We start from the raw sequence: 17,551 nt of genomic DNA, 5'->3' as shown, positions 1-17,551 counted from the left end.
CAATGACCAATCAGCAGGCGACAGAATTCACGCACACCACCGTGCTTTTGCACGAGGCGGTGGATGCCCTCGATTTGAGTGGCGAGCGTGCGCATGGCACTTATATAGACGGCACTTTTGGGCGTGGCGGGCATAGTCGCCTGATCCTGGAAAAGTTATCGGAACGCGGTCGTCTGATCGCTTTTGATAAAGATACCCAGGCCATCGCCAATGCCGCAGAAATACGCGATCCGCGTTTTACGATCGTACACAATAGTTTTGCGACCATCACAGAAGCGCTGGCGCAATTGCAAATTCAGCACGTAGACGGTGTGTTACTCGACCTCGGCATTTCTTCGCCGCAGGTGGATGATGCCGCACGTGGTTTTAGTTTTCGGGCCGATGGTCCACTCGATATGCGTATGGATACCACCCGTGGTATCTCTGCTGCAGAATGGCTGGCGCAAGAAGACGAGGAAAAAATCAGGGAGGTGATTAAGAATTATGGGGAAGAACGGTTTGCTTTTCAGATTGCAAAGGCGATTGTTGCTTGCCGGAAAACGGATCCCATTACTGGAACCCGACAACTTGCACAACTGGTCGCACACGCCGTCAAAACTCGCGAGAAGGGTAAGGACCCGGCAACTCGCACCTTTCAGGCTATACGGATTTACATCAATAAAGAGCTCGAAGATCTCGAAGTAGGTCTGGACGCCGCCTATGCGGCGCTGGCACCGCAGGCACGCATGTCGGTGATCAGCTTCCATTCGCTGGAAGATCGCATCGTCAAGCAATTCTTTGCCTCTAAGGTCAAGGTCGAGCAACCGGACCGCCGTTTGCCTATACGTCAGACTGAACTGCCGCAACCCAAAATGCGGCTGATCGAACGTATCAAACCGTCTGAGCAGGAAATCGCCGTGAATCCGCGTTCCCGCTCAGCGATTTTGCGTGTGGCAGAGCGTTTGCCGGAGGGAAGCGCGCAATGACCAAGCTGAATATCGTGCTCGCCGCCTTACTGATCAGCTGCGCACTGCTGCTGATCAATGCGCAATATCAGGCGCGTCGCCTGTTTATTGAGCTCGAGCGCGAACAGACCCTGAGTCGTCAGTACGAATTGCAATGGACCCAGCTCAAGCTGGATCAGTCCACGCTGGGTAAGCATTCGCGCATCCAGGCCACAGCGGCCAGTGAATTGAATATGCTGCCGATCACACCGGATCGCACGCAGTATCTGAAAGCGGTGGAAGTCAAATGAGTCGCGGCCGCAATATGTCCCGCACTGCCGCCTCACGCGGCGTCGCCTATGCGTCGAATCCTTTACTGGAAGTGAAACTGCCGACCTGGCGTTCACGTCTGGTGTTGTTCCTGTTGTTCAGCGCATTTTTTGCGCTGATTGCGCGTGCCTTATTCCTGCAAGTGAAAAGTACAGATTTCTTGCAAAAGCAGGGCGCCAGCCGTTATACCCGCAATATAGAATTACCTGCCACGCGCGGCAAAATCACTGACAGAAATGGTCAGGTGCTGGCGTCTTCTGTACCGGTGCGTGCGATTTGGGCCGATCCGGAAGATGTGCGCGCTGCGCCCGCAGAAAAATTAAGCCAGCTGGCCAGCCTGCTGGAAATGAGCGAGCCCGATTTGCGTAAGAAGCTCGATTCTGACCGTCAGCTGGTGTATCTGAAGCGCCAGGTGGAAATGCCGGTGGCAGAAAAAATCCTGGCACTGGGCATCCCAGGCATCGAAGCGCGTAAAGAATATAAACGCTATTACCCCGAAGGTGAGGTGATGGCGCACGTGGTTGGTTTTACCAGCGTGGAAGATATCGGGCAGGAAGGCATAGAGCTGGCCTCGGAAAAAAATCTGGCCGGTAAGCCGGGCAGCCGCCGTGTGATCAAAGACCGTCTGGGCCGCATCGTTGAAGATATACAGGCGATTCGTGAACCGCATGATGGCAAGGAACTGACCCTGTCGATAGACAGCAAAATCCAGTACATCGCTTTCACTCATTTGAAAGAGGCAGTCGAAAAACACAAGGCCAAGGCGGGTGGTGCGGTTGTGATCGACGTACAGACCGGTGAAGTGCTGGCGCTGGTGAATCTGCCCACCTATAACCCGAATGACCGTTCGGTACTGACCGGTGCGCAATTGCGTAACCGGGTTTTGACCGATACCTTTGAACCCGGCTCGACCATGAAGCCGTTTCCGGTCGCATGGGCGCTGGAAACCGGTCGTGTGACGCCGGACACCATCATAGAAACAGCGCCAGGCGTGATGAAAATCGGTCCAGAAACGATTCATGATGCGCATAAACAAGGCTCGCTGACGGTGTCGCAGGTAATACAGAAATCCTCGAATATTGGTACCGTCAAAATGGCTTTGCAAATGCCGCCTAAAGAAATGTGGGAGTTATTTACCACGGTGGGCTTTGGTCAGCAGCCAAAAATCGGTTTCCCTGGTGCAGTCGCAGGTCGCTTACGCAATCATAAAAACTGGCGTCCTATCGAACAGGCGACCATGAGTTATGGCCATGGTGTTTCGGTGTCGCTGATCCAGATGGCGCGTGCTTACACCATCTTTGCACGCAATGGCGACTTGATTCCTTTGACCTTTGAAAAAACCTCAGAAATGCCGCATGGTCAGCGCGTGATTTCAGAAAAAACCGCGCAGCAAATGCGCCTGATGATGGAGTCTGTGACTGAGCCGGGTGGTACTGCACCCCGAGCCCGTATCGCCGGTTACCGCGTGGCCGGTAAGACCGGAACTGCGCATAAACTCGAAGGCGGTCGCTATGTCAAAAAATACATAGGCGATTTCGTCGGTTTTGCACCGGTCTCCAGACCACGCGTAATTGTGGCGGTGATGATTGATGAACCGACTATTGGTGGCTATTACGGTGGTATCGTCGCCGCACCGGTATTTGCGGCCATCACGGCCAATGTTTTGCGCTCTATGAATGTTCCTCCTGATTCTTCAGTGACCAGCATTATTCCTGATAACAGTGTGCAGGAGAGCATGTAATGATCAACACCGATGTCTCCATGAACGAAATCTTAAGCTGGCTCAGAACACATGCGGCAGATGCGCAGCTGTGTTCGAATTCCCGACAGATACTTGCGGGTGACGTATTTTTCGCGCTGCTTACCCATCAGGGCGATGGCCGCAATTTCATTGCGCAAGCTATCGAGCAGGGCGCGGCTGCCATCGTCTATGAAGCAGCAGATTTTAGCTGGCAAGCCGACTGGACCGTGCCGCATCTGGCGGTGACGGATTTACACAGCTGTGTCGCTGAACTGGCTGCGGCCTGGTATGCACATCCGGATCAGTCTATGCATACCGTCGGTATCACCGGTACCAATGGCAAGACCTCGTGCAGTCAATGGATAGCCAAGGCCTTGTCCTTACTCAAATGCGATAGCGCAGTGATCGGAACATTGGGTGTGGGCCTGTATCAGCAGGGCAGCGTCGCGCATTTGCAGGAAACCGGTTTCACCACGCCGGATGCGATACAACTGCAGCGTGCCTTAGGCGGATTGCGCGATCAGGGCGCACAGGCACTGGCGATAGAGGTTTCGTCTATCGGTCTGGATCAGGGGCGTTTGGATGCCATGCATTTTGATACCGCAGTGCTGACCAATCTGACCCGTGATCATCTTGATTACCACGGCGATATGCAGAACTACGCAGCGGCGAAGCAGCGTCTGTTTGACTGGCCAGGTCTGAAAAATGCGATCGTGAATCTGGATGACGCATTCGGTGCACAGATGCTGGAGCACATGCGTGCTCAGCATCCCGAAGTCAATCTGCTTAGCTATAGTCTGGAAAAAAATGCTGAAGACGGCAGTGCGACGCTGCTGGCGACGCATTTGAAGACTACGCATGCCGGTACCAGCTTTCATTTGGATTCGCCATTTGGTCATGCCCAGGTCAAAACGCATTTGATCGGTCGCTTCAATATCAGCAATGTACTTGCTGTGATTGCGGTACTGCTGGCTAAGGGCATTCCTTTTGCCAAGGCAGTCGCGGTGATAGAAAAACTGGAGCCGGTTCCGGGACGTATGCAGTTACTCGGCTCGCCTGGTCACGCCATGGTCGTGATCGACTATGCGCACACACCGGATGCCTTACAAAAAACCCTGGAAACCCTGCTGCCGGTCGCGACTGAACGCGCAGGCCAGCTCTGGTGTGTATTCGGTTGCGGTGGCGACCGTGATCCGGGCAAGCGTCCGCAAATGGGACTGGTGGCGGAAACCGCACAGCATATCGTGGTCACCAGCGATAATCCGCGTACCGAAGATCCATCCGCCATCATCACTCAGATCGTGGCTGGTATGCGCCGTCAGGCTCACGTGATCGAAGACCGCGCATCTGCGATTTTGTACGCGATTAAGCATGCGAGCGACCGCGATGTCATTCTGCTCGCTGGTAAAGGCCATGAAACCTATCAGGATATTCAGGGCAAAAAATGGCCATTTTCTGATCAGGAGCACGCCTCGCTGGCGCTGGCCACGGTCGCTACCAGCATGAAGAGGACTTCATAATGCAAACCACGCTTCAGCAATTACTGCCTGCACTCAGCCAGGCCACTGTCAGTGCAGATTTAGCTTCTGACGTCAGCCTGAGCGGCGTGACTACCGACAGCCGCCGTATTGCGCCGGGCAACCTGTTCGTGGCACTGCGCGGTGATAATTTTGATGCGCATGATTTTCTTGAACAGGTCGCCAGCTCCGGTGCTGCTGCGGTGATCGCCGAACGCGTACCGGCAAATTTTGCACTGCCTGCCATCATCGTGCCGGATACCAAACAGGCGCTGGCAGAAACCGGACGTTACTGGCGTCAGCAATTTACTTTGCCTGTAATCGGTGTGACCGGCAGTAATGGTAAAACCACCGTCAAAGAGATGATCGCCTCGATTTTGGCGACTGCGTTTGGTGAAACGGCCAGGCTGTCGACCAGCGGTAATCTGAATAATGAAATCGGCGTGCCGCTGACTCTGTTCGGGCTGACTGCGCAACATCGTGCTGCGGTGATAGAAATGGGTATGAATCATCCGGGTGAAATCGCCTTGCTGGCTTCAGTGGCGCAACCCGGCGTAGTGCTGGTCAATAACGCACAGCGTGAACATCAGGAGTTTATGCAAACGGTGCAGGCCGTAGCAGAAGAAAATGGTTCAGCCATCCGCGCCTTGCCGCAGGATGGCGTAGCGGTATTCCCGTATGCCGATGAGTACAGCGCTTTGTGGGCTGCTTATGCGAAGGAATCCGGGCAGCGCCGTATCCTGCGTTTTGGCTTGCAGGCTGAGGCGGAAGTCAGTGCCAGCTATGTGCCACAACAATTTGGTAGTGTGCTGACAGCCAGTTTTCAGGGCCGCAGCCTCAGCATACGTCTGCATGCGGCTGGTGAACACAATGTGCTGAATGCGTTGGCTGCTGCTGCTTGCTGCCTCGCGATAGGAATTCCTGATGCGCAGATCGTGCAGGGGCTGGAAGCGTTTGCGCCGGTGAAAGGCAGACTGCAGGCGCAAACCCTGAGCAATGGTGCGCTGCTGATTGATGACACGTATAACGCCAATCCGGATTCTGTGCGCGCCGCAATCGATGTGCTGCGCCAGTCGGCCGGACCACGCATGCTGGTGCTCGGTGATATGGGCGAGGTGGGTGTGAACGGACCGCAGTTCCATGCCGAAATCGGTGCCTATGCACGCGAGTCCGGCATCACCCATCTGTACTTGCTGGGTGAACTGGTGGCGCATGCTGTCAGTGCCTATGGCACAGGTGCACAACATTTTGCCAGCGTAGAGGCGCTGCAAAGCGCGCTGGCAGCAGCACTCACCAAAGACAGCACCGTGCTGGTGAAAGGCTCGCGCTTCATGAAAATGGAAAGGGTCGTGCAGTATCTGGCGAGCCAGACCGAATTGGTATCAACACTACAATAACAATAGGAAGTTTTTAGCATGTTGCTTTGGTTAGCAGAATATTTTAAGTCAGATCTGGGATTGCTACGCGTCTTTGGATTCATCACGTTCCGCGCGGTATTCGCCACCATGACTGCACTGTCGATCGGCATTTTTGCCGGACCGGCGGTGATACGTATGCTGACCCGCATGAAAGTTGGCCAGGCAGTACGCGCCTATGGAATGGAAACGCATCTGGTCAAATCCGGTACGCCGACCATGGGCGGTGCATTGATTTTGCTGTCGATAGGGATTTCTACTTTATTGTGGGCTGATCTGAGTAACCGTTTTGTCTGGATCGTGCTGATCGTTACACTGGGTTATGGTGCGATCGGCTGGGTCGATGACTATCGTAAGGTAGTTCACAAAGATCCGGAAGGCATGCGTTCGCGTGAAAAGTATTTCTGGCAATCGGTGATCGGTATTGCGGCTGCGTTTTACCTCGCGTTTTCGGTATCGGCGCCAAGTGGCTCCAAAATTCTGGATTTGATTTATGCCTGGGTACAGTCGGGTTTCAGCATGTATCTGCCACCGAAGGCAGATCTGATCGTGCCTTTCTTTAAATCGATCAGTTATCCGCTCGGTGTCTGGGGCTTTATTTTCCTGACCTATTGCGTGATTGTGGGCACCTCGAATGCGGTGAATTTCACCGATGGTCTGGATGGGCTGGCGATTATGCCTATCATCATGGTCGGTGTGGCGCTGGGCTTGTTTGCGTATTTGTCCGGTCACGCGGTGTATTCCAAATATCTGTTGATCCCCTATATTCCGGGTGCCGGTGAATTGCTGATTTTCTGTGGCGCGATGGCAGGTGCGGGTTTGGCCTTCCTGTGGTTTAACGCCCATCCGGCCCAGGTATTCATGGGTGACGTCGGCGCATTGGCGTTGGGTGGTGCCTTGGGAACTATTGCCGTGATCGTCCGACAGGAAATCGTGCTGTTCATCATGGGCGGTATTTTTGTCGCAGAAACCCTGTCCATCATCCTGCAGGTTTCGTATTTCAAGTTCACCAAAAAGCGTTATGGCACTGGTCGCCGCTTATTCCTGATGGCGCCGCTGCATCATCATTTTGAGAAAAAAGGCTGGAAAGAAACGCAGGTAGTGGTGCGCTTCTGGATCATTACCATGTTGTTGGTGCTGATCGGTTTGTCGTCGCTGAAATTGCGTTAATCCAATACGCAAAGCAGCTCGTGTTTTTTGTAACGTTATTGAGAAAAAGTGGATGTAGCCGGGTATGAATTATTCTGATCAACACGTACTGGTTCTGGGGCTCGGTGAGTCCGGTCTGGCAATGGCGCGCTGGTTGTCGCGTGCCGGTGCCACCCTGCGTGTGGCGGATACCCGCAGCCAGCCTGAGCGTTTGTCTGCGCTTGCGCAATTCGCTACACCAGCAGAGTTTGTGGCAGGCGAGTTTCAGCCGTCTTTGCTGGACGGAATCACGCTGATTGCTGTCAGTCCTGGTCTGGCACCCGGCAAAGAATTAGCCGCATTGCTGCCGCTGGCGCAGGAACGCCAAATCCCGGTTTGGGGCGAGATGGAAATCTTCGCTCAGGCTTTGCAGGACTTGCGTGAACAAACTGCGTACCAACCCAAAGTGATTGCGATCACCGGCACCAATGGTAAAACCACAGTGACCAGCATGGTCGGTTTGCTGTGCGAACGCGCAGGCTTGCAAACCCGGATTGCGGGCAATATCAGCCCGGCGGTACTCGATGTCTTGCTCGAATGTGTGGAACAGCAGACGCTGCCGCAGGTCTGGGTACTGGAATTATCCAGCTTCCAGTTACACAGCACGTATAGCCTGAAACCGGATGTGGCGACAGTATTGAATATCAGCCAGGATCATCTGGACTGGCATGGCAGCCTGGCTGCCTATAGTCAGGACAAGGCCAGAATATTTGGCGAAGGTACGGTACAGGTACTCAATCGCGATGATGCGCAAGTCATGATCATGGCGAAGAGCGGCGCTGCAGTGGTGAGTTTTGGTTGTTCCGCGCCCGATTATCTGCATGATCTGGGCCTGTTGCATGAACATGGTATGACCTGGCTGGTCACCGCTAATCCGGCTGAAGATATCCCGGTCGTGAGCAGCCGTCGCAAGAAAAAAGAGGCAGAAGAAATCCCTGTGATTTTGACGCGCTTAATGCCGGTGGATGCCTTGCAGATTCGTGGCCAGCATAATGCCAGCAATGCGCTGGCCGCACTGGCACTATGCCGTGGCATAGGTTTGCCACTGGCGCCTTTGCTGCATGCGCTGCGTGAATACAAAGGTGAGCCACACCGGGTAGAGAGCGTCGCGACTGTGGCTGGCGTCGATTATGTCGATGATAGCAAGGGCACCAATGTTGGCGCTACTGTCGCCGCCTTAACCGGACTGGGCCAGCAATTAGGCGCGGGTGCCAGACGCATCGTGCTGATTGCCGGTGGTGATGGCAAGGGCCAGGACTTTTCTCCTTTAAGCGATCCGGTCAGCCGCTATACCAAAGCAGTACTGCTGATCGGTAAAGACAAAGACGTGCTGCGTCAGGTATTGGCAGAGAGCGGCGTTGAGCTGCAAGACCACGCCACACTGGAAGCCGCGACAGCAGCGGCCGCAGCGCTGGCGCAGGAAGGCGACATCGTGTTGTTATCGCCGGCATGCGCCAGTCTCGATATGTTCCGCAATTATGCGCACCGTGCCGAAGTATTTATTGCCAGTGTGCGTGAGATCGCGCTGGAACGCGGGGAGGTCTGCTGATGAAGCAGTTATTGCTTCCATTGCAGAAATTACTCCCGTTTTCGGCCCCGGGGCCGGAGACGCAGCTGGTGCATCGCTCCAAAATGATGAACTACGATGAGCTGCTGGTGTGGGTCACCATGATACTGATGTTATTCGGCATGGTGATGGTGTATTCCGCTTCTGTCGCTTTACCGGATTCGCCGAAATACGCGAACTATAAGAACAATCATTTCCTGCTGCGGCAAGGGATGTTTATTTTGATTTCTATGGTGGCTGCTGCATTTGCCTTCCGGATTCCGGTCGCCACCTGGCAAAAGCTGGCACCGTATTTGTTTGTCGCTACCCTGATTTTGCTGGTCATCGTGCTGGTGCCGGGTCTGGGTAAGGGCGTCAATGGTGCGAAGCGCTGGATTTCTCTGAAGGTGATCAACCTGCAGCCGTCTGAATTCATGAAAATGTTCATGGTTTTGTATGCAGCGGATTACACGGTCAGAAAACAGGAATACATGCATAAGCTGACCAAGGGTTTTCTGCCCATGATGGCGGCGGTAACGGTAGTCGGCTTACTATTATTGCTGGAGCCGGACCTGGGTGCGTTTGGGGTGATCGTTTGTATCGCGATGGGTATCTTATTCCTGGGTGGTATTAACGGTATCTGGTTTGGCGGTATCGCAGCAACGCTGGTCGGTATTTTCACCATGGTGATTGTGTTGTCGCCGTGGCGCAGGGAGCGGATTTTTGCTTACCTGAATCCTTTCCAGGAAGATCATGCACTGGGTAAGGCGTATCAGCTCACGCATTCCCTGATCGCGTTTGGTCGTGGTGAGATTTTTGGTGTCGGCCTCGGTGCCAGTGTAGAGAAGCTGCACTATCTGCCGGAAGCACATACTGATTTCCTGCTGGCCGTGATCGGTGAAGAATTAGGATTTTTCGGTGTGACTGCCGTGATCCTGCTGTTTTATTTTTTGGTTAAACGCGCATTTGAAATCGGCCGTCAGGCGATCGCGCTGGATCAGACGTTTGCTGGCCTGACTGCCAAGGGCATAGGTTTATGGATAGGCGTGCAGACCTTTATTAATATGGGTGTGAACCTGGGCTTGCTGCCAACCAAAGGACTGACCTTGCCGTTAATGAGTTATGGTGGTTCAGGTGTGATGATTAACTGTGTAGGACTGGCGATTTTGTTACGGGTAGATTTTGAGAACCGGGTACTGATGCGCGGAGGCCGCTTATGATCAAGCGCAACGCGGGCAGCACTCAGAAAACACTGATGATTATGGCGGCCGGTACTGGCGGTCATATTTTTCCTGGGCTGGCGATTGCCGACATGATGCGTGAGCGCGGCTGGCAGGTCAGCTGGCTGGGCACACAAGCCGGTATGGAAAATCAGATTGTGCCGCAACACGGCATCGCTATGGATACGTTGGATTTCCGTGGCTTGCGCGGTAAAGGCCTGCGTCACAGCCTGACCGGTGCCTGGAAACTGATCAGCAGTTTCATCGCTTGCTATCGCCTGATCGGCCAGCGCAAACCGGATGTGGTGTTAGGCATGGGCGGTTATGTGACCGTCCCTGGCGGCGTGATGGCTGCCTGCCGTGGTGTGCCGCTGGTACTGATGAATGCGGATGCCGCTTTGCTGTTGTCGAATAAAGTGCTGCAGCCATTGGCACAGCATTTACTGTTTGGCTTACCGGCAGCGGGAATGTCTGGCGGCTCACAGATGAATGGAAAGTTGCGCCTGACCGGCAATCCTATCCGGCGTGAGATTTGCGAACTGCCGGCACCGGCGCAGCGTTATGCGCAGCGTCAGGGACCATTGCGCATCCTGATCGTGGGTGGCAGTCTGGGTGCAAAAGTGCTCAATGAAACCCTGCCTGAAGCCTTGGCATTGCTGGCACCGGAACAGCGTCCGGTCGTGACACATCAATCCGGCAAACAGCATATTGCCGCTTTGCGTGCGAATTATCAGCAAGCCGGGGTTGAAGCCGAGGTGCTCGATTTTATCGATGATATGCCGCGCCGTTATGCCGATGCCGATCTGGTGATTTGCCGTGCCGGTGCGATTACCGTGTCTGAATTAACAGCCGCAGGTGTCGCGAGTATTCTGGTGCCCTTCATGGCATCCAGTACTTCGCATCAGAAGCAGAATGCGGAATGGATGGCGCAGCAGCAGGCCGCAATTTTTATCAGCCAGAGCGGGCTTACTCCCGAAGCTTTGGCAACACAGTTGTCCGCCCTGAGTCGTGCTGATTGCCAGCGTATGGCAGAGACAGCGCATCAACTGGGACAACGCGCGGCGACGCAGCAGATCGCCACTATTTTGGAAGCATTAGCATGAAACACAAAGTCAAACATATTCATTTTGTCGGTATTGGCGGCTCCGGTATGAGCGGTATCGCCGAGGTTTTACTGAATCTTGGATATACCATTTCCGGCTCCGACCTCAGCACCAATGCCGCCTCGCAAAGGCTGGCAGAACTGGGTGCTGACGTGAAACTGGGACATGCTGAAGAACACATTGCCGGTGCCGATGCGATCGTCACATCAACTGCCGTCAAAGCCGATAATCCGGAAGTGCTTGCTGCGCGTGCGCGTCACATTCCTATCGTGCCACGCGCCATGATGCTGGCAGAACTGATGCGTTTGAAAAGCGGTATTGCGATTGCCGGTACCCATGGCAAAACCACCACCACCAGTCTGGTTGCCAGCGTGCTGGCACAAGGTGGTTTAGATCCTACCTTTGTGATTGGCGGCCGCCTGAACAGCGCCGGTGCGAATGCCAAACTCGGCAGCGGTGATTTCATCGTGGCGGAAGCCGATGAATCGGATGCGTCTTTCCTCAATCTGCTGCCAGTGATAGAAGTGATCACCAATATCGATGCGGATCACATGGAAACCTATGGCCATGACTTTGGCCGTTTGAAACAGGCTTTTGTGGAATTCACCCAGCGTCTGCCTTTCTACGGTGTGGCTGTGTTGTGCCTGGATGATGCCAATGTGCGTGAAATCATGCCGCAGATTTCCAAGCCCATCGTCAGCTATGGTTTTCATGAAGAGGCTGATGTGCGTGCGGTCGATGCGCATGCGGGTGGTGGAAAGATGCATTTCACTGTGGTCCAGCAAGGCTATGCTGATATGCAGGTCAGTCTGAATCAGCCTGGTATGCACAATGTGCAGAATGCCTGCGCCGCCATTGCGATTGCGCGTGAAGTCGGCGTGGAAGACAGTGCGACCCAGAAAGCCCTGAGTGAATTTAATGGTGTAGGCCGCCGCTTTACCCGCTATGGCGAAATTCCGCTGGCGAAGGGTGGCAGTTTTGCGCTGGTCGATGATTATGGACATCATCCGGTGGAAATGGCGGCAACGCTGGCTGCGGCGCGCGGTGCTTATCCGGATCGCCGTCTGGTACTGGCGTTTCAGCCCCACCGTTACACCCGGACCCGTGATTTGTTTGAAGACTTCGTGCGTGTGATTTCCACTGCCGATGCGGTGGTGCTGGCCGAGGTGTATGCGGCCGGTGAAACGCCGATTCAGGCCGCGGACGGTCGTGCACTGACACGCGCTTTGCGTGTCATGGGTAAGGTCGAGCCTGTGTTTATTGAGTCTATCCAGGATATGCCGGATGGCTTGCTGCATGTTTTGCAGGACGGTGATGTGCTGATCGTGATGGGTGCCGGATCGATCAGTGGCATACCGGGAAAATTAGCGCACAATCAGTAAAGATAGTCAGGCGAAGACTGAAATCTGAAAACTGATAATAGAAAACAGAATACTGAAAACCGAGATACGAAAATGAGTGATTTTGATATGCAATCCCTGGGTAAAGTAGGCGTGCTGTTCGGCGGTCGTTCTGCTGAGCGTGAAGTCTCGCTGATGTCCGGTAACGGCGTATTAGCTGCTTTGCGCAGCAAGGGTGTGGATGCGCATCCGTTTGATCCGGCTGAACGCAGCGTGGCTGAACTGCAGGCGGAAAAATTTGACCGCGTTTTCATCGCGCTGCATGGCCGCTATGGCGAAGACGGCAGCCTGCAGGGCGTGCTCGAACAATGCAATATTCCTTACACTGGCAGCGGTGTGATGGCCTGCGCGATAGGGATGGATAAAATTTTCACCAAGCGTATCTGGCAAACCCACGGTATCAGCACGCCGGGCTATGCGGTACTGAATGGACAGTCCGATTTGCAGGCTTTAGGTCAGAATCTGGGCTTGCCTATGATACTGAAGCCGCCGCATGAAGGGTCGACCATAGGTATTACCAAAGTCAATCATACTGCTGACATACAACAGGCTTATACTCTCGCCGCGCAATTTGATGAGGTGGTGCTGGCAGAAGAGTTTATTGAAGGTCGTGAATTCACGGTCGCTATCCTGGGCCGTGGTGAACAAGCCTATGCCTTGCCCATTATTGAGATCGTGGCGCCGGAAGGCAATTACGATTACCAAAACAAATACTTCACTGACGATACCAAGTATTTGTGCCCGGCACCGTTGAATGCAGAACTGAGTGCGACTATCCAGAAAATGGCAGTGGACGCCTATCGTGCCCTCGATTGTGAAGGCTGGGCACGTATCGATGTGCTGGTGCGCGAATCGGATCAGCGTCCCTTCCTGCTGGAGATCAATACTTCACCTGGTATGACCGGACATTCACTGGTGCCTATGGCGGCCAAGGCAGTGGGTATGAGTTATGAAGATTTATGTGTAGAGATATTGAAGACAGCACGCCTGAAAATTTCGGGTGAGAAGTCCTGAGCAGACATGCGGAGCGGAGTGTAAATTTTATGTGGCATGACGTCAGACTGATGAACAATACCGCCAATGCCTTGTTTGGCCTGGTATTGCTCGCGCTGATCGCCTCGGGTGTATGGTGGGTGATTCACAGGCCCATGTTTACGCTGGCCACGATCAAAGTGGAAGGCGTCAATCATGCAAGCCTGCGCCACGTGAATACACTCACGATACGCAATAATGCGATTCCTAAGATACGCGGTAATTTTTTTACTGCGAACCTGGATTCTGTTCGCGCTGCGTTTGAAAGCGTACCCTGGGTCAGGAAAGCATCGGTACAGCGAGAATGGCCGAACCGGCTGGTGATTTCGCTGGATGAGCATGTTGCGCTGGGTACCTGGGGTGATCAGGGTAAGCTGTTGTCGGTCAAAGGCGATGTGTTCACCGCGAATCTGGCGGAAGCAGAAGAAGACGCCGATCTGATCGCTTTTGCCGGGCCGGATGGCAGTGAAAAAGAAGTGCTGTCGCAGTATATGCAGTTTAAAAGCTGGTTTCAGAAAATTGGTCTGGAACCCGATGGCGTGAATTACTCGGGACGCTATGCCTGGAGTGTGAAACTCAATAATGGCATGAATGTGGAACTGGGCCGGGTGCAGGATAGCGAAACACTGAAAAACCGGGTTGATCGCCTTATGACGGTTTACCCACAGTTAATCGCCAGTCTGCAAGATAGTATAGAGAGTGTGGATATGCGTTACCCGAATGGTCTGGCTTTAAAGTCCAGTCATAGCGCTGTGGGTTCAAAAAAACAAATAAAAGCAAGTGGAAAGACATGACAAAAGACGCTAAAAATCTGATCGTTGGTCTCGATATCGGGACATCCAAGATCGTGGCCGTGGTTGCCGAGGTGATGACTGACGGCCGTCATGAAGTCATCGGCCTGGGCCAGCATGAATCGAAAGGCCTGAAAAAAGGTGTCGTGGTCAATATCGAGGCGACCGTTGAATCGATACAGCGCGCGCTGGAAGAAGCGGAGCTGATGGCGGACTGCAAAATCAGTCGCGTCTATACCGGTATCGCCGGCAGCCATATCCGTAGCTTCAATTCCAGCGGTATGGTGGCGATTAAGGATAAGGAAGTCACCGCAGCTGACGTGTCGCGTGTGATAGAAACGGCCAAGGCCGTCAACATCCCGACCGATCAGCAATTACTGCATACCCTGCCGCAGGAATTCATCGTCGATAGTCAGGATGACGTGCGTGAGCCTATCGGTATGAGCGGTATCCGCCTCGAAGTCAAAGTGCACATCGTGACCGGTGCGGTGTCGGCGGTACAGAATATTGTGAAGTGCGTACGCCGTTGTGGCCTCGAAGTCTCGGATCTGATTTTACAGCCGATGGCATCGGCCGAAGCCGTACTGACGCGCGATGAAAAAGAACTGGGTGTGGTGCTGATCGATATCGGTGGCGGCACCACGGATGTTGCGGTATTCAGTGAAGGTGCAATACGTCACACTGCGGTGATTCCTATCGCCGGTGATCAGATCACCAATGATATTGCGATGGCGCTGCGCACACCGACTTCAGAGGCGGAAGAAATCAAAGTTCGTTTTGGCGTCGCCAAACAGGTGCTGGCTGATCCTTCGGATACGCTGGATGTACCGGGTCTGGGTGATCGCGGCCCACGTTCTTTATCACGTCAGGCATTAGCGGCTGTGATCGAGCCACGTGTCGAAGAATTATTCGCACTGGTACATCAGGTGGTGCGTGAATCGGGTTACGAAGATGTGCTGTCATCGGGCATCGTGCTTACCGGTGGATCGGCATTGATGCCGGGTATGGTGGAGATGGCGGAAGACATCTTCCTGAAGCCGACCCGGCTGGGTATGCCAGCCTACAGCGGACAGCTGGCAGATGTGGTGCGCAGCCCGCGTTATGCGACAGTTTTAGGGTTGTTGTTGGAAGCGAAGAAGCAGTATTTGCGCGGTCATCTCGTGATACGGCAGGAAGGTTCTGCTAAAGCGGTGTGGCAGCGCATGAAAGAGTGGTTTTTGGGGAATTTTTAAGCAGCTTTTTGTACCACATTTGGTGTAGTCATTTTATAATGGTCTGATATACAGTTATTAGTCGCTAGTCGTCTCATCCGTGATCATTAGCGACTGATAACTGCCTACCTGGAGGAGTCATGATGGAGTTCGATATGGTTGATAACGCCACACAAGGCACCGTAATTAAGGTTGTCGGCGTGGGTGGTGCAGGCGGTAATGCGGTTCAGCATATGATCAACAAAGGTGTGTCCGGCGTTGAGTTTATCGCTGCAAATACAGATGCGCAGGCTTTGCTCGCATCGAAAGCACACAATGTGATACAGATCGGTGATACCGGTCTGGGCGCTGGTATGAAACCGGAAGTCGGTCGTCAGCTGGCGGAAGAATCGCGCGCGCGCATCGAAGATGCACTGCGTGGCGCACACATGGTGTTCATTGCTGCCGGTATGGGCGGCGGTACCGGTACCGGTGCTGCTCCTGTGGTGGCACAAGTCGCCAAAGAATTAGGTGCACTGACCGTTGCGGTTGTGTCCAAGCCATTCTCTTACGAAGGTAAGAAGTGCATGGACATCGCTGACGAAGGTCTGGATGCACTGACCCAGCATGTAGATTCGCTCATCATTATTCTCAACGAGAAGCTCGAAGAGATTTATGAAGACGACAGCATGATCGAATGGCTGCAACATGCTGACGATGTGCTCAATAATGCGGTTGCCGGTATCGCTGAAATCATTAATGTACCAGGTCACATTAATGTCGATTTCAACGACGTCAAAACCATTATGGGTGAGCAGGGCAAAGCAATGATGGGTACCGCAACAGCCTCCGGCGTTGATCGTGCCCGTATCGCTGCAGAACAGGCAGTTGCTTCTCCTTTGCTCGATGGTATTGATCTGTCCGGCGCACGCGGTGTACTGGTCAACGTCACTGCCAGCCGTGGTCTGAAAGGTAAAGAGATCAAGGAAGTCATGGCTGCTGTGCGCGCGTTTGCAGCTCCGGACGCCTCGATTGCTCAGGGTATCGCCTACGACGACACCATGGGTGATGATATCCGTGTGACTGTGGTTGCAACTGGCCTAGGGCGTGGTAAGAAAAATATCCAGCTGGTACAAACTCCGGTGCTGCGTACCGGTACCAATAACGAAACAGTAATGTCGGCTGCAGCAATGACAACGACCACTGTTTCCAACGGTATGGTGAATGCAGTGCCTGCGTTTGACGGACTCAGCAAACCAGCGGTATGGCGTCGTGAATCTGCATCAGATACAGTACGCGCTCTGGAAAAAAATGGCATGGAAACCTATGACATTCCAGCTTTCCTGCGCAAACAGGCTGACTGATAATGCTGACTAATCAGCGCTGCTGATATGTCTGAAAAAACCTCGCTGCGGCGAGGTTTTTTTATCTTTACGTTTCGCACGAAAAACGCAGGCCAGCAAAACTTTGCGCCTTGATGCATACTTCAGCCTGATCAGAAAAATGCGGTTTTTCTGATGTGGATCAACACGTGTCAACTTACCTATTTTGAAAGGAAACATCATGACGATTAAGATCGGCGATCAACTCCCAGCAGCAAGTCTGGCGGAATTCATAGAAGTGGAAGGCGAGGGCTGCACACTGGGTCCTAACACTTTCCAGGTAGCTGATCTGGTCAAAGGTAAAACCATCGCGATCTTTGGTCTGCCTGGTGCCTACACACCAACCTGCTCGGCAAAACATGTGCCTGGCTATATCGAACATGCTGCTGCATTGAAAGCTAAGGGCGTGGATGAAATCTGGTGTGTGTCCGTCAATGATGCCTTCGTGATGGGTGCCTGGGGCCGCGATCAAAAAGCGACTGGCGTTATTCGCATGATGGCAGACGGTAATGCGGCTTTTTCCAAGGCACTGGGTCTGGATGCAGACTTCAGCCAGTTTGGCATGGGCACCCGTTCCCAGCGTTACTCGCTGCTCGCCGTGGATGGCGTGGTCACTCAGCTCAACGTAGAAGCTGGTGGTAAGTTTGAAGTATCGAATGCAGAAACACTGCTGGCTCAGTTAGGCTGATCGTTTGCACTCGTGATAAAAATGCCAGGTCTGCGCCTGGCATTTTTTTATCAAAAACACCCAGTGACGTTGCGCAAGCCTGACG

At 53.6% G+C, this 17,551-nt stretch carries 15 protein-coding genes; all 15 read left to right on the top strand.

Annotated features, from left to right (window positions below):
• Positions 1 to 2: 2 nt before the first annotated feature.
• The 15 genes from rsmH to H8K43_RS15355 all read left to right on the top strand — a co-directional run bounded on the left by rsmH (position 3) and on the right by H8K43_RS15355 (position 17,466).
• The gene (gene rsmH, locus H8K43_RS15425; protein WP_186904655.1) at positions 3 to 965 is read left to right on the top strand and encodes a 16S rRNA (cytosine(1402)-N(4))-methyltransferase RsmH; all 963 of its coding nucleotides are present in this window, start codon (positions 3 to 5) and stop codon (positions 963 to 965) included.
• Complete coding sequence (gene ftsL / locus H8K43_RS15420; RefSeq protein WP_186904654.1) at positions 962 to 1,234, top strand: cell division protein FtsL; 273 nt, start codon at positions 962 to 964, stop codon at positions 1,232 to 1,234. The genes rsmH and ftsL overlap by 4 nt, the downstream gene beginning before the upstream one ends.
• A complete protein-coding gene (locus H8K43_RS15415; RefSeq protein ID WP_186904653.1) occupies positions 1,231 to 2,994 on the top strand; it encodes a peptidoglycan D,D-transpeptidase FtsI family protein in 1,764 nt (587 codons plus the stop codon). Before ftsL ends, H8K43_RS15415 begins: the two co-directional genes overlap by 4 nt.
• On the top strand, positions 2,994 to 4,514 hold the full coding sequence (locus H8K43_RS15410; protein WP_186904652.1) for a UDP-N-acetylmuramoyl-L-alanyl-D-glutamate--2,6-diaminopimelate ligase: 1,521 nt from the start codon (positions 2,994 to 2,996) through the stop codon (positions 4,512 to 4,514). The genes H8K43_RS15415 and H8K43_RS15410 overlap by 1 nt, the downstream gene beginning before the upstream one ends.
• The gene (locus tag H8K43_RS15405) at positions 4,514 to 5,908 is read left to right on the top strand and encodes a UDP-N-acetylmuramoyl-tripeptide--D-alanyl-D-alanine ligase (RefSeq protein ID WP_186904651.1); all 1,395 of its coding nucleotides are present in this window, start codon (positions 4,514 to 4,516) and stop codon (positions 5,906 to 5,908) included. The genes H8K43_RS15410 and H8K43_RS15405 overlap by 1 nt, the downstream gene beginning before the upstream one ends.
• Before the next feature lie 18 nt (positions 5,909 to 5,926).
• A complete protein-coding gene (mraY, locus tag H8K43_RS15400) occupies positions 5,927 to 7,096 on the top strand; it encodes a phospho-N-acetylmuramoyl-pentapeptide-transferase (RefSeq protein WP_186904650.1) in 1,170 nt (389 codons plus the stop codon).
• 64 nt (positions 7,097 to 7,160) lie between these two features.
• Positions 7,161 to 8,663, top strand: coding sequence for a UDP-N-acetylmuramoyl-L-alanine--D-glutamate ligase (murD, locus tag H8K43_RS15395; RefSeq protein WP_186904649.1), 1,503 nt, complete (start codon positions 7,161 to 7,163; stop codon positions 8,661 to 8,663).
• Positions 8,664 to 8,746: 83 nt separating this feature from the next.
• Entirely contained in the window at positions 8,747 to 9,880 is a 1,134-nt protein-coding gene (gene ftsW, locus H8K43_RS15390; RefSeq protein ID WP_230404043.1) for a putative lipid II flippase FtsW, read from the top strand.
• Positions 9,877 to 10,983, top strand: a complete 1,107-nt coding sequence (murG, locus tag H8K43_RS15385) for an undecaprenyldiphospho-muramoylpentapeptide beta-N-acetylglucosaminyltransferase (protein WP_230404016.1) — start codon at positions 9,877 to 9,879, stop codon at positions 10,981 to 10,983. The genes ftsW and murG overlap by 4 nt, the downstream gene beginning before the upstream one ends.
• Positions 10,980 to 12,365 carry a UDP-N-acetylmuramate--L-alanine ligase gene (gene murC / locus H8K43_RS15380; protein ID WP_162020747.1) on the top strand — a complete coding sequence of 462 codons (1,386 nt, stop codon included), beginning with the start codon at positions 10,980 to 10,982 and terminating at the stop codon, positions 12,363 to 12,365. The genes murG and murC overlap by 4 nt, the downstream gene beginning before the upstream one ends.
• 72 nt (positions 12,366 to 12,437) lie before the next feature.
• A complete protein-coding gene (locus H8K43_RS15375; RefSeq protein ID WP_230404015.1) occupies positions 12,438 to 13,397 on the top strand; it encodes a D-alanine--D-alanine ligase in 960 nt (319 codons plus the stop codon).
• Positions 13,398 to 13,426: 29 nt separating this feature from the next.
• A complete protein-coding gene (locus tag H8K43_RS15370; protein WP_186904647.1) occupies positions 13,427 to 14,209 on the top strand; it encodes a cell division protein FtsQ/DivIB in 783 nt (260 codons plus the stop codon).
• Entirely contained in the window at positions 14,206 to 15,438 is a 1,233-nt protein-coding gene (gene ftsA / locus H8K43_RS15365; protein ID WP_186904646.1) for a cell division protein FtsA, read from the top strand. The genes H8K43_RS15370 and ftsA overlap by 4 nt, the downstream gene beginning before the upstream one ends.
• A gap of 122 nt (positions 15,439 to 15,560) precedes the next feature.
• On the top strand, positions 15,561 to 16,760 hold the full coding sequence (ftsZ, locus tag H8K43_RS15360; RefSeq protein ID WP_186904770.1) for a cell division protein FtsZ: 1,200 nt from the start codon (positions 15,561 to 15,563) through the stop codon (positions 16,758 to 16,760).
• A 199-nt stretch (positions 16,761 to 16,959) separates the two neighbouring features.
• On the top strand, positions 16,960 to 17,466 hold the full coding sequence (locus H8K43_RS15355; protein WP_186904645.1) for a peroxiredoxin: 507 nt from the start codon (positions 16,960 to 16,962) through the stop codon (positions 17,464 to 17,466).
• The last annotated feature ends 85 nt before the right edge of the window (positions 17,467 to 17,551 follow it).

This window comes from Cognatundibacterium curvum, assembly GCF_014284235.1.
Taxonomy (GTDB): domain Bacteria; phylum Pseudomonadota; class Gammaproteobacteria; order Burkholderiales; family Burkholderiaceae_D; genus Undibacterium; species Undibacterium curvum.
Note: the sequence above shows the minus strand (reverse complement) of the source record. Positions and strands in the feature narration are given on the sequence as shown.

What these genes read in the sequence shown, in the direction of transcription:
- rsmH (WP_186904655.1), top strand. Translation starts at nt 3, where the DNA reads ATGACCAATCAGCAGGCGACAGAATTCACGCACACCACCGTGCTTTTG.
- ftsL (WP_186904654.1), top strand. Translation starts at nt 962, where the DNA reads ATGACCAAGCTGAATATCGTGCTCGCCGCCTTACTGATCAGCTGCGCA.
- H8K43_RS15415 (WP_186904653.1), top strand. Translation starts at nt 1,231, where the DNA reads ATGAGTCGCGGCCGCAATATGTCCCGCACTGCCGCCTCACGCGGCGTC.
- H8K43_RS15410 (WP_186904652.1), top strand. Translation starts at nt 2,994, where the DNA reads ATGATCAACACCGATGTCTCCATGAACGAAATCTTAAGCTGGCTCAGA.
- H8K43_RS15405 (WP_186904651.1), top strand. Translation starts at nt 4,514, where the DNA reads ATGCAAACCACGCTTCAGCAATTACTGCCTGCACTCAGCCAGGCCACT.
- mraY (WP_186904650.1), top strand. Translation starts at nt 5,927, where the DNA reads ATGTTGCTTTGGTTAGCAGAATATTTTAAGTCAGATCTGGGATTGCTA.
- murD (WP_186904649.1), top strand. Translation starts at nt 7,161, where the DNA reads ATGAATTATTCTGATCAACACGTACTGGTTCTGGGGCTCGGTGAGTCC.
- ftsW (WP_230404043.1), top strand. Translation starts at nt 8,747, where the DNA reads ATGATGAACTACGATGAGCTGCTGGTGTGGGTCACCATGATACTGATG.
- murG (WP_230404016.1), top strand. Translation starts at nt 9,877, where the DNA reads ATGATCAAGCGCAACGCGGGCAGCACTCAGAAAACACTGATGATTATG.
- murC (WP_162020747.1), top strand. Translation starts at nt 10,980, where the DNA reads ATGAAACACAAAGTCAAACATATTCATTTTGTCGGTATTGGCGGCTCC.
- H8K43_RS15375 (WP_230404015.1), top strand. Translation starts at nt 12,438, where the DNA reads ATGAGTGATTTTGATATGCAATCCCTGGGTAAAGTAGGCGTGCTGTTC.
- H8K43_RS15370 (WP_186904647.1), top strand. Translation starts at nt 13,427, where the DNA reads ATGTGGCATGACGTCAGACTGATGAACAATACCGCCAATGCCTTGTTT.
- ftsA (WP_186904646.1), top strand. Translation starts at nt 14,206, where the DNA reads ATGACAAAAGACGCTAAAAATCTGATCGTTGGTCTCGATATCGGGACA.
- ftsZ (WP_186904770.1), top strand. Translation starts at nt 15,561, where the DNA reads ATGGAGTTCGATATGGTTGATAACGCCACACAAGGCACCGTAATTAAG.
- H8K43_RS15355 (WP_186904645.1), top strand. Translation starts at nt 16,960, where the DNA reads ATGACGATTAAGATCGGCGATCAACTCCCAGCAGCAAGTCTGGCGGAA.